At 73.6% G+C, this 11,394-nt stretch carries 8 protein-coding genes; 3 read left to right on the forward strand and 5 right to left on the reverse strand.

The window, feature by feature from the left end; translation table 11 throughout:
• Positions 1-582 precede the first annotated feature (582 nt).
• Positions 583-1,038 (reverse strand): PaaI family thioesterase, encoded by a 456-nt coding sequence (locus GPJ59_RS26665; protein ID WP_219670247.1) that lies wholly within the window; start codon positions 1,036-1,038, stop codon positions 583-585.
• A gap of 134 nt (positions 1,039-1,172) precedes the next feature.
• Complete coding sequence (locus tag GPJ59_RS26670; RefSeq protein ID WP_219670248.1) at positions 1,173-3,464, reverse strand: FdhF/YdeP family oxidoreductase; 2,292 nt, start codon at positions 3,462-3,464, stop codon at positions 1,173-1,175.
• A gap of 194 nt (positions 3,465-3,658) precedes the next feature.
• Between GPJ59_RS26670 and polA the strand changes: the two genes are divergently transcribed.
• Positions 3,659-6,379: a DNA polymerase I gene (gene polA / locus GPJ59_RS26675; RefSeq protein ID WP_219670249.1), complete on the forward strand. Its 2,721-nt coding sequence runs from the start codon at positions 3,659-3,661 to the stop codon at positions 6,377-6,379.
• 503 nt (positions 6,380-6,882) lie between these two features.
• Here the strand turns inward: polA and GPJ59_RS26680 are convergent.
• Complete coding sequence (locus GPJ59_RS26680; RefSeq protein WP_219670250.1) at positions 6,883-7,839, reverse strand: DUF4184 family protein; 957 nt, start codon at positions 7,837-7,839, stop codon at positions 6,883-6,885.
• A gap of 376 nt (positions 7,840-8,215) precedes the next feature.
• On the reverse strand, positions 8,216-8,740 hold the full coding sequence (locus GPJ59_RS26685) for a MepB family protein (protein ID WP_219670251.1): 525 nt from the start codon (positions 8,738-8,740) through the stop codon (positions 8,216-8,218).
• A 279-nt stretch (positions 8,741-9,019) separates the two neighbouring features.
• Between GPJ59_RS26685 and GPJ59_RS26690 the strand changes: the two genes are divergently transcribed.
• A complete protein-coding gene (locus tag GPJ59_RS26690; RefSeq protein WP_219670252.1) occupies positions 9,020-9,160 on the forward strand; it encodes an SPW_0924 family protein in 141 nt (46 codons plus the stop codon).
• 12 nt (positions 9,161-9,172) lie between these two features.
• On the forward strand, positions 9,173-10,153 hold the full coding sequence (locus tag GPJ59_RS26695; RefSeq protein ID WP_219670253.1) for a DUF3068 domain-containing protein: 981 nt from the start codon (positions 9,173-9,175) through the stop codon (positions 10,151-10,153).
• Here the strand turns inward: GPJ59_RS26695 and GPJ59_RS26700 are convergent.
• The coding region (locus GPJ59_RS26700) for an ATP-dependent helicase C-terminal domain-containing protein (RefSeq protein WP_308120501.1) at positions 10,140-11,394 on the reverse strand (1,255 nt) is incomplete at its 5' end. The genes GPJ59_RS26695 and GPJ59_RS26700 overlap by 14 nt on opposite strands.

Below are 11,394 nucleotides of genomic sequence, written 5' to 3' on the forward strand. Positions count from 1 at the left end.
CCGGAGCGCGGCGATGTGTGCGTGGGGGGCGCGGCGGGGGGTAGCGGTCCCGGGGGCGGGGGGGGGCGGGGCGGGGTCCGGATGGGCCGGCCCCGGGCGAGGGCGGTGGGGGCGGCGACGGCGAGGGGCGGGGGGGGGCGGCGGTGGAGGGGGGAGAGGCGGGCGAGGAGGCGGGAGGGGGGGTGCGGCGGGCGGGGGGCCGGCGGCGGCCGCTCCGCGGTGCCCTCGCCGGGCTCCACCGGCCCGATACCGCTCGGCCCGCTGCTCGCGTCGTACGCGCTGTCCGCGTCGCCTGGGTGGCCTGTGCCACCTGTGATGCCTGCGTCGCCTGTGCGGCCGCTCGTGCCACGGCTCGCGTCGTACGTGCCGTCCGTGCCGCGGCCCGTGCCGCTCGTGCCGCTCATGCCCGGGGCCCGCCGGCCGGGGCGGCGGGGGAATCGGCGGGGGAAATGGCGGAGGCGGCTGCCGCGCCTGTCGCGCGGGCCGCCGTCGAGCTGCGCTCCGGTACCGGTCCCGTACCCATGCGGGAACGCTAGACCGGGACCGGCGCGGTGACAACAGTCCTTCGTTTCCCGGGTGTTACTACTCGGCGTCGCGCAGCAGGCAGGTGAGCCGGGCGGTGCAGACGCGCTTGTCCTGCTCGTCCGTGATCACGATCTCGTACGTGGCCGTGGACCGCCCCCGGTGCACGGGCGTGGCCACGCCCGTGACCAGCCCGGAGCGTACGCCGCGGTGGTGGGTGCAGTTGAGGTCCACGCCGACCGCGATCTTGGTGTGGCCGCCGTGCAGCATGGCGCCGACCGAGCCGAGGGTCTCGGCGAGCACGGCCGAGGCGCCGCCGTGCAGGAGGCCGTAGGGCTGGGTGTTGCCCTCCACCGGCATGGTGCCGACGACGCGGTCGGGCGCGGCCTCCAGGATGCGGACGTCCATCCGCTCGCCGAGGTGTCCGGCCGAGAACAGCGAGGGCAGGTCGATGCCCAGGGCCGCGTACTCGTCCAGGACCTCCTGCGGGAACTTCACCGCGTGCTGCTCGCCCATGGGCCGTCTCCGTTCTGACGTGAGTCAACGCTCGTTAACACGCACTTCCTATCAGCCTGCTGAGCGAGCGCTTACCCAGGGGTCGGTTCGACGCCTGCCGATCGACGCCTGCCAAGACGCCTGTCGATCGGCGCCTACCGAGGGGTCGGTTCGAAGCGGACGATCACGGACTTGCTGGCCGGGGTGTTGCTGACGTCCGCGGTCGACTCCAGCGGCACCAGCACGTTGGTCTCCGGGTAGTAGGCGGCGGCGCAGCCGCGCGCGGTCGGGTAGTGCACCACCCGGAACCCGGGCGCCCGCCGCTCCACGCCGTCCTTCCACTCGCTGACCAGGTCCGTGTACGCGCCGTCGGCCAGCCCGAGGGCGGCCGCGTCGGCGGGGTGCACCAGGACGACCCGGCGGCCGCCGGTGATGCCGCGGTAGCGGTCGTCGAGCCCGTAGATCGTGGTGTTGTACTGGTCGTGCGAGCGCAGGGTCTGCAGCAGCAGCCGGCCCTCGGGCACGCGCGGGTACTCGACGGGGGCGGCGGTGAAGTTCGCCTTGCCGGTCGCGGTGGGGAAGCGGCGCTCGTCGCGCGGGGCGTGCGGCAGGGTGAAGCCCCCGGGGCGGGCGATGCGCGCGTTGAAGTCCTCGAAGCCGGGGACCACGCGGGAGATCCGGTCGCGGATGGCGGCGTAGTCCTTCTCGAACTCCTCCCACGGCGTCGTGGAGGACGCGCCGAGGACCGCGCGGGCCATCCGGGCCACGATGGCCGGCTCGGACAGCAGGTGCGGGCCCGCCGGCGGCAGGTTGCCGCGGGAGGCGTGGACCATGCCCATGGAGTCCTCGACGGTGACGAACTGCCGGCCGGCGGCCTGGACGTCCCGGTCGGTGCGGCCGAGGGTGGGCAGGATCAGGGCGCGCCGGCCGGTCACCGCGTGGGAGCGGTTGAGCTTGGTGGAGACGTGCACGGTCAGGGAGGCGCCCCGGATCGCGGCCTCGGTGACCTCGGTGTCGGGGGTGGCGCCGACGAAGTTGCCGCCCATCGCGAAGAAGACCTTGGCGCGGCCGTCGCGCAGTGCCTCGATGGAGCGGACGACGTCGAAGCCGTGCCCGCGGGGCGAGGTGATCCCGAATTCCTTGTCCAGGGCGTCGAGGAACGCAGCCGAGGGGCGCTCGAAGATGCCCATGGTCCGGTCGCCCTGCACGTTGGAGTGGCCGCGTACGGGGCACACGCCGGCGCCGGGGCGGCCGATGGCGCCGCGCAGCAGCAGGAGGTTGACCACCTCGCGGATGGTGGCGACGGCGTGCTTGTGCTGGGTCAGGCCCATGGCCCAGCAGACGATGGTCCGCCGCGAGGCGAGGATCATGGCCAGTGCGCGCTCGATCTCGGGCCGGGTCAGGCCGGTGGCGGTCAGCGTGTCGTCCCAGTCCGCCTCTGCGGCGGCCGCGGCGAAGTCCTCGTAGCCGTGGGTGTGCTCGCGGACGAAGAGCTCGTCGACGGCGCCCGGCGTTTCCAGGACGAGCTTGTTCAGCATCCGGAAGAGTGCCTGGTCGCCGCCGATGCGGATCTGGAGGAACAGGTCGGTCAGGGCGGTGCCGACCAGCATGCCCTGCGGGGTCTGCGGGTTCTTGAACCGCTCCATGCCGGCCTCGGGCAGCGGATTGACCGTGATGATCTTCGCGCCGGACTTCTTGGCCCGCTCCAGCGCGGAGAGCATGCGCGGGTGGTTGGTGCCCGGGTTCTGTCCGGCGACGATGATCAGGTCGGCCTGGTGGAGGTCCTCCAGGGAGACGCTGCCCTTGCCGATGCCGATGGTCTCGGTCAGCGCCGAGCCTGAGGACTCGTGGCACATGTTGGAGCAGTCGGGCAGGTTGTTGGTGCCGAACTCGCGGGCGAAGAGCTGGAGCAGGAAGGCGGCCTCGTTGCTGGTGCGGCCGGAGGTGTAGAAGAGGGCCTCGTCGGGGGAGTCGAGGGCGGTCAGCTCCTCGGCGATGATCGCGAAGGCCCGCTCCCAGGTCACCGGCTCGTAGCGGTCGGCGCCCTCGGGCGAGGCCCCTCTCTCCAGGAGCATCGGCTCGGTGATCCGCCCCTGCTGGCCCAGCCAGTAGCCGCTGCGCCGCGCGAGGTCGGCGAGCGGGTGGGCGGCGAAGAACTCCGGGGTGACCCGGCGCAGCGTGGCCTCCTCGGCGACGGCCTTGGCGCCGTTCTCGCAGAACTCCGCGGTGTGCCGCTTGTCGGCCTCGGGCCAGGCGCAGCCGGGGCAGTCGAAGCCGTTCTTCTGGTTGACCTTGAGCAGTGTCTGCGCCGTGCGCCGCAGGCCCATCTGCGCGTGCGCGATCTTCAGGGTGTGGGCGATCGCGGGCAGGCCCGCCGCGGCGTGCTGGGGAGGCGCGACCTGCGGCGCGTCCTGTACCGGATCACCTGCGGGCGGCTTGGTGGCCATGACGCTCCCCTTCGAGCATGCGGCGTGTGTCGTGCTTCGTGTGCCGTGTGTGGTGTGTCGTGTTGTCGTGTGTGATGCGTGGTGTTCGGTGTCGTACGGGTGCGCGGGACGCGACGTACGTACTCCGATCCTGTCACGCCGCCCGGCGATCGCCGACGCCGGAATTGTCGGTGGGGCCGCCTAGGATCGGAGGCGTGGCAGAGACAGCATCGAAGAAGACCGAAGAGACGACCGCAGCCGACCGCCCGCGCCTGATGCTCATGGACGGGCACTCCTTGGCGTACCGGGCGTTCTTCGCGCTGCCCGCGGAGAACTTCACCACCGCGGGCGGCCAGCCGACCAACGCCATCTACGGCTTCGCGTCGATGCTGGCGAACACGCTGCGCGACGAGGCGCCCACGCACTTCGCGGTGGCGTTCGACGTCTCGCGCAAGACGTGGCGCGCGACGGAGTTCCCCGAGTACAAGGCGAACCGCTCCAAGACCCCCGACGAGTTCAAGGGGCAGGTCGAGCTGATCGGCGAGCTGCTCGACGCCATGAGCGTGCCGCGTTTCGCCGTCGACGGCTTCGAGGCCGACGACGTGATCGCCACGCTCGCGACGCAGGCGGAGGAGGCCGGCTTCGACGTGCTGATCGTCACGGGCGACCGGGACTCCTTCCAGCTGGTGTCCGAGCGTACGACCGTGCTCTACCCGACCAAGGGCGTCTCGGAGCTGACCCGGTTCACGCCGGAGAAGGTGATCGAGAAGTACGGCCTCACCCCGCGCCAGTACCCGGACTTCGCGGCGCTGCGCGGCGACCCGTCCGACAACCTGCCGGGCATCCCGGGCGTCGGCGAGAAGACGGCGGCGAAGTGGATCAACCAGTTCGGTTCGTTCGCGGAGCTCGTAGAGCGGGCCGACGAGGTCAAGGGCAAGGCCGGGCAGAACTTCCGCGACCACCTGGAGTCGGTGAAGCTCAACCGCGTCCTGACCGAGATGGTGCGCGACGTCGCCCTGGACCGGACGCCGGCCGACCTGCTGCGCGCGCCGTACGACGTGGCCGCGGTCAAGGGCGTCCTCGACGTCCTGGAGATCCGCAACGCCTCGCTGCGCGAGCGGCTGCTGGCCGTGGACCCGGGCGCCGAGCAGGAGCAGGCCCCGGTCCCGGCGGCCGGGGTGGAGCTGGACGCCAGCGTGCTGGGCACGGGCGAGCTGGCCCCGTGGCTGCAGGAGCACGGGGGCGGGCCGCTGGGCGTGTCCACAGTCGACAGCTGGGCGCTCGGCGTGGGCAACGTCAGCGAGGTCGCGCTGGCCGCGGCCGGGGGAGCGGCCGCCTGGTTCCAGCCGTCCGAGCTGGACGAGGCCGACGAGCGGGCGTTCGCCGCGTGGCTCGCCGATCCCGCCCGGCCCAAGGTGGTGCACCACGCCAAGGGCCTGCTGCGGGTGCTGCCCGAGCACGGCTGGACGCTGGACGGTGTCGGCATGGACACCGCCCTCGCCGCCTACCTGGTCAAGCCGGGCCGCCGGTCCTTCGCCCTGGACGTCCTGTCCGTCGAGTACCTGGGCCGGGAGCTGGCGCCGCCGCCCGCCGACGGGCAGCTGGCCTTCGGCACCGACGAGACCGCCGAGGCCGAGGCCCTGATGGCGCAGGCCCGCGCCGTCCTGGACCTGGGCGAGGTCTTCGAGGGCCGGCTCGCCGAGGTCGGCGCGGCCCGGTTGCTGCACGACATGGAGCTGCCCACCTCCGAGCTGCTGGCGCGGATGGAGCGGGCCGGCATCGCCGCCGACCGCGACCACCTCGAAGCCATGGAGCAGCAGTTCGCCGGCGCCGTGCAGCAGGCGGTCAAGGAGGCCCACGCGGCCGTCGGGCACGAGTTCAACCTCGGCTCGCCCAAGCAGCTCCAGGAGGTCTTCTTCGGCGAGCTGGACCTGCCGAAGACCAAGAAGACCAAGACCGGGTACACCACCGACGCGGACGCCCTGGCCTGGCTGGCCACCCAGACCGACCACGAGCTGCCCGTGATCATGCTGCGCCACCGTGAGCAGGCCAAGCTGCGCGTCACGGTCGAGGGCCTGGTCAAGACCATCGCGGGCGACGGCCGGGTGCACACCACCTTCAGCCAGACCGTCGCCGCCACCGGCCGGCTGTCGTCGACCGACCCGAACCTGCAGAACGTGCCGGTGCGCACGGACGAGGGCCGGGCCATCCGCCGCGGCTTCGTCGTCGGCGAGGGCTTCGAGTCGCTGATGACGGCCGACTACAGCCAGATCGAGCTGCGCGTCATGGCCCACCTGTCCGAGGACGAGGGCCTGATCGAGGCGTTCACCTCCGGCGAGGACCTGCACACCACCGTCGCCTCCCAGGTCTTCGGGGTCGAGCGGTCCGCCGTCGACGCCGAGATGCGCCGCAAGATCAAGGCCATGTCGTACGGCCTGGCGTACGGGCTGTCCGCCTTCGGCCTGTCGCAGCAGCTGAACATCGACCCCGCCGAGGCGCGCGGGCTGATGGAGACGTACTTCGAGCGGTTCGGCGGGGTGCGGGAGTACCTGCACCGCGTCGTGGACGAGGCCCGGGCCACCGGGTACACGGCGACGATCTTCGGCCGCCGCCGGTACCTGCCCGACCTCAACAGCGACAACCGCCAGCGCCGCGAGGCCGCGGAGCGGATGGCGCTGAACGCGCCGATCCAGGGCACCGCGGCCGACATCGTCAAGGTCGCCATGCTCCGCGTGGACAAGGCGCTGCGCGAGGCCGGCCTGGGGTCGCGGATGCTGCTCCAGGTGCACGACGAGATCGTGCTGGAGATCGCCCCCGGCGAGCGGGCCGAGGTCGAGGCCCTGGTCCGCCGCGAGATGGCCGCGGCCGTCGAGCTGCGCGCCCCGCTGGACGTGTCGGTCGGCGTCGGCCCGGACTGGGAGTCGGCGGCCCACTGACGCGGGCGGTGCGTCGCCTGGCCGGGCCGTGCGGGCCCGGCCGGGACGGCCGAGGGGCCAAAGGGCGGTGCGGGCCTGGCCGGGGGCGGGCCGAAGGGCCGCGTAGCCGAGGGGCGGTACGGGGCGGGGCGCCGTGGGGCTCCGGGCCCGTGCCAGGGCGAGACCGCCGGTCCGAACGGCGAGGAACCATGTGCGCGGGGGCGCCACCTCCGGCTCCAGCAGGTCCACGGCCTGTCCGGCGTCCAGGGCGGGCCGCCGGGCCGGTACGGAGTGCAGGGCGCCGGGCCGGCGCGGGGCGCCGTGGGGTTCCCGGCGGGTCAGGGGAGCGTGCCGGCTCGATGCGGGCCCTACGGGGCCGGGCCGGCCCGGGTGCCTCGGAGGCCGCGCCGGCATCGGCGGTCGGGTGCCGGGTCGCGGCCGGCGTGCGGGATTCCGGGCGGGGCCGGTCTCGGGGACGACAGGGGCGTCGTACCCGCGTGCCCCGGGGTGCCCCTCGTCCCGGCTCAGCCCGTGGCGGCGGGGGTCCGGGGCAGGCCGCCCTCCCGGTCCGCTCGGCTGTCGCCGTCGCTGTCCCGGAGGCCGGCTCCGGTTTCGGTCCCGTACCCGTCCCCGCCCCCGTGGTCGCTCCCGTGGTCGCCGTCCCCGCCGGAGCGGGGACGGCGGTGGCGCAGCCGGACCGCCGCGCCGTACAGCACCAGGCCCGCCATCAGCCCGCCGCCGGCGCCGAAGCAGACGGTCGGGATGATGTCGAGCGGGGTGCGGATCCGGTCGAAGAAGGTGTAGAAGCGCACCACGCGCATGGTGACCCCGGCCCCCACGCACACGGCGACCAGCACCGCCGCCCCCCACAACTCCGCCCGCCCCAGCACCGGCACGGTCGCCGGGAGCGGCGACGCCGGCGTGCGCCGCAGCCCGGTCACCGTGAACCACACCAGCACGGTCGCGGCCAGGAACGAACTGCCGTACTGCAGGTACGTGTAGAGCGGGAAGCCGCCGTAGCGGAGGTCGGACAGCCAGGGCAGCGCCCGGGTCCCGTAGCGGTCCAGGTGCGTGAAGCTGTCCCATACGACGTGCGTGAGCGACCCGGCGACCGCCGACACGTAGAACCACAGGGCGAGCGCAGCCGGCCGCCGCTCCCGCCGCCATTCCTCGCCGCGCAGGAACGCGTACACCCGGCCCCGCCAGGCACGCGGCAGCAGGGCCGCCAACGGCTCGCGCAGCAGCAGCCAGCAGAGCACGAGCCCGGCCGTCAGCACGGCGTCGACGGTCACCACGCCGAGCGGGGAGTGCGTGAAGCCTCCCCACGGCATGACGCCCTCGACGAGCGCGTCGAGGAAGTAGAAGGTGTCGGGCGCGAACGAGCCGGCGACGAGCGCGCAGGCGACCAGCGGTCCCCTCGCGCGGCCGGTGCGCCGGACCGCGGGCAGTACGGCCGCGGCGTGGCTCAGGGTGAACGGCATGGCACTTCTCCTCGCTCTGCGTGCCGCCCAGTATGCGTGACCAGCGGAACTCGTGGGGAAGTGGTGAATTCCCGTGACGGACCGGCTCATCGGGGACCGCACTGACGTAGTGTCACGCACACGTCGGGGGGAGCCGACGGGGAGGGGACCTGCCCGGCGCGGCCGGATTCGGACGCCGGCCGCGCCGGGGCAGAGCCCACCGCCCGTGAACGGGCGGCAATGCGAGGGACGGGCCGCACGACGGGGCAACGACTGCGCGGGGCCGGTGAGGGCCCCGCGCACCCTCCCGCGACCCGTCACCGCCACGCCAGGGGCGGGGTGACCCCGTAGGCCGGGACCAAGCGGCTCCCGGGTGCTTCGGCGCAGGGCTTCGCACCTACGGGTGGTAGAGGGCGCGGGCGAGAGTCAGGTCTGCGAGCCCGTCCTGACCGAGGTCGAAGAAGTAGTTCACCTGCCATGCCTGCGTGCTGCGGGCCTGCCGGTTGGTCGTGGTCACCCACGGCGGATAGACACGGAATCCGCGCTTCCCGCCGGAACCGTTGCACGAGACGATGTCGCGCTCGCGCAACACCTCGCGCGGGAACACGAACTGGCCGAAGCCGTCGTCGTCGCGGCTGCTGATGACGAAGAGGTCCACCCCGTCGTCGGCGTCGAAGGGCCGGATCGGCCCCTCCTCGGACCGCTGCCACACGGTGACGAACTGGCCCACCTTCGTCGGGGTGGTCTTGGCCACGCGGAACCGAACCGAGCGGCCGTCGAGCGTGAACGCGCAAGCCGCGTACTCGGCACTCTCCGGTTCGGCTACCGGCAGCGAGCAGACGAAGCCGCTCGGGTCGTACACCGATGCCTTCGCTGCCAGCAGGTCACCGTGAAACCCCGTCCACGGCTGATTCGAAACCATGCCGTCATCCTGCCATCACACGCGTGCGCACTGCTGTGGCCCCTCATGCCGCCGGCCGCGCACTGCCACCACCGTGGTGTCACAGTGCCCGGCGCATACAGGCCCGCGGCCAATCGGTCCAGGCACCGGTACCGCCGCTCCAGGGGCGGTGTGCGCGACGCGGGTGCGGGTGCGGGTGCGGGTGCGGGCGCGGGTACGGGCGCCGGGGCCTTCCTGTCTTGTGCGTGCGTTGCTACCGTGCCCCCGCCCTGACGCCCTATCAGATCCCGGAGGCCCGGCATGCGCGCACTCGTCGCCGCCGCCATCGGGCTGGCCGCCGCCGTCCTCCTCGTCCTCGCCGTCGCGGCGATCGGCGTCCCGGAAGGCAGCACCTCGCCCAAGCCGCTGCTCACCACCGCGCCCGCCGCGCCCGGACAGTAAGGAGGCCCGGCCGTGCGACGCAGAGCGAGCCTCGTCCTGCTGGCCCTCGCGGTGTTCTGCACCGCCCTGGCCCCCCTGCTGCGCTGGTACGCGTACCCCCGGCTCGCCAAGATCCCCCCGAGCCAGTACCAGGAAGTCGTCCTGGAGGCGAAGGACGCCACCCTGCTCGACTACTTCGGCGGCATGCAGCCCAAGAAGGTCGACAAGGTCACGATCGTGCAGACCCTCAAGGGGAACGTGGAGGCGTCCCGCGAGATCGAGGCCAGTGCCGGCAAGGACGTGGTCGTCTGGGACGCCCTCTCCTACGTCGTCGGCCCCGACGGGAAGATGGTCTCCCAGATCCCCGAGCGGTACATCTTCGACGCGCACACCCAGGACCCGGTGCACGCCACCGGCGAGATGGTCGACGGGGACCCGGTCGAGCGCGAGGGCATCGAGTTCAAGTTCCCCTTCTTCACCGAGCCGCGCGACTACCTCTACTACGACGCCCAGACCCGCACCTCCGCGCCGATCCACTACGTGGGCCCGCGGACGTTCCGCGGCCTGGACGTCTACTACTTCGAGCAGACCGTGCCGTGGACCAAGGTCCCCATGCCCAAGAAGATGCCGATCGAGGGAATCGACCCGGCGACCATCGAGGCGACCACCGGCACCACCCTCTGGTACACCGCCAAGCGGATGTTCTGGGTCGACCCGGTGACCGGGGCGCCGGTCAACGGCGAGCAGATCATGGAACAGGAGATGCGCGGAGGCATCGCCGCCGCCGGGGAGGGCGGCAAGCTCACCGCCTTCGCCGGACACGTGAAGATGCGCGAGGACTACGTCAGGCACACCGTGGAGCTGGTCTCCGCGAACCGTGCCAAGGTGCTCGCGCTGCACACGTACGCGCCGGTCGGCCTCGCTACCACCGGGCTCCTGCTGTTCGGCCTGGCCCTGTGGCTGGAGGCGCGCGGCCGGCGCTCCCGGGCGCCGGCCGGGGTCAGCCCCGCCTGAGCCGGGCGTTGGTGTGCCGGGTCGGCTCCGCCGTCGCCGGGTCCTCCGGCCAGGGGTGCTTGGGGTAGCGGCCGCGCAGCTCGGCGCGTACCGCGCGGTAGCCGCCCTGCCAGAAGGAGGCCAGGTCGGCGGTGACGGCAGCCGGCCGCCCGGCGGGCGAGAGCAGGTGGACCAGGACCGGGACCCCGGCCACCTCCGGGGTCCGGGCCAGCCCGAACAGCTCCTGGAGCTTGACCGCCAGGACCGGCTGCTCGCCGCCGTAGTCCAGGCGTATCCGGGAGCCGGACGGCACCTCGATCCGCTCGGGGGCGAGCTCGTCGAGCCGGGCCGCCTCGCCGGTCGCCCACGGCAGCAGCCGGGTCAGCGCCTGCCCGGCGTCGATCCGGGCGAGGTCGGCGCGGCGCCGGGCCCGGGACAGTTCCGGCTCCAGCCAGTCGTCGGCCCGGGCCAGCAGCGCGTCGTCGTCCTGTACGTCGGGCCAGGGCGCGCCGAGCGTGCGGTGCAGGAAGCCGAGGCGGGCGCGGAGCGCCGTCGCGTCGGCGCTCCAGCGCAGCAGCCCGAGCCCGTCGCGGCGCAGCCCCTCCAGCAGGGCCTCGCGCACCAGCGCCGGATCGGGCTCGCGCAGCGGGCGTACGGTCAGCTCGACCGCTCCGAGCCGTTCGACCTCGCGGGCGACGACGTCGCCGTCCTCCCAGTGCACCTCCGCGCCGACGGCCAGCAGGTGCGCGGCCGCCTCGCGGGCGGTCCGCTCGTCGATCACAGCGCCGAGGCGGATCTGTGCGGAGGTCGCGTGCGAGGGGCGGTCGGCGACCGCGACGGCCAGCCAGCGGCTGTGCCGGAGGGCGGAGCCGTCGCGGAGCGCGGCTCCGGTTCCGTTCGCCATGAGGTACGAGCCCTCGGACCGGGCCTTCGCCACCCGCTCGGGGAACGCCAGCGCGGCGACGAGGCCGGCGGTGGCGTCGTCGGACAGGTCCCCGCGCCCCTGACAGGGCGCGGCCAATTCCAGCCTCGCCTGGGGGCCCCTCCCAGCGGTAGCTGGGGGAGTTTGAGGCGCGGGGGTACGGGGGCGGAGCCCCCGAACGAAGTCCGGGGCGACAGCCCCGGTTTCGGGAAGGGGCGGGGGGGGGAAATGGCCCCGCGCAGCGGCGCCCGCACCCGCGCCCGCCCCCGCGCTCCCGCCAGCCGTCGCGGACAGCGCGCGGCGGAGGCGGGCGGACTCCGCGCGCCAGCGAGCCGCGTAC

The sequence above is a fragment of the Streptomyces bambusae genome (assembly GCF_019400985.1).
Taxonomy (GTDB): domain Bacteria; phylum Actinomycetota; class Actinomycetes; order Streptomycetales; family Streptomycetaceae; genus Streptomyces; species Streptomyces bambusae_A.

Coding starts and splice junctions, on each gene's coding strand:
- GPJ59_RS26665 (WP_219670247.1), bottom strand. CDS start 1,038: ATGGGCGAGCAGCACGCGGTGAAGTTCCCGCAGGAGGTCCTGGACGAG.
- GPJ59_RS26670 (WP_219670248.1), bottom strand. CDS start 3,464: ATGGCCACCAAGCCGCCCGCAGGTGATCCGGTACAGGACGCGCCGCAG.
- GPJ59_RS26680 (WP_219670250.1), bottom strand. CDS start 7,839: ATGCCGTTCACCCTGAGCCACGCCGCGGCCGTACTGCCCGCGGTCCGG.
- GPJ59_RS26685 (WP_219670251.1), bottom strand. CDS start 8,740: ATGGTTTCGAATCAGCCGTGGACGGGGTTTCACGGTGACCTGCTGGCA.
- GPJ59_RS26690 (WP_219670252.1), top strand. CDS start 9,020: ATGCGCGCACTCGTCGCCGCCGCCATCGGGCTGGCCGCCGCCGTCCTC.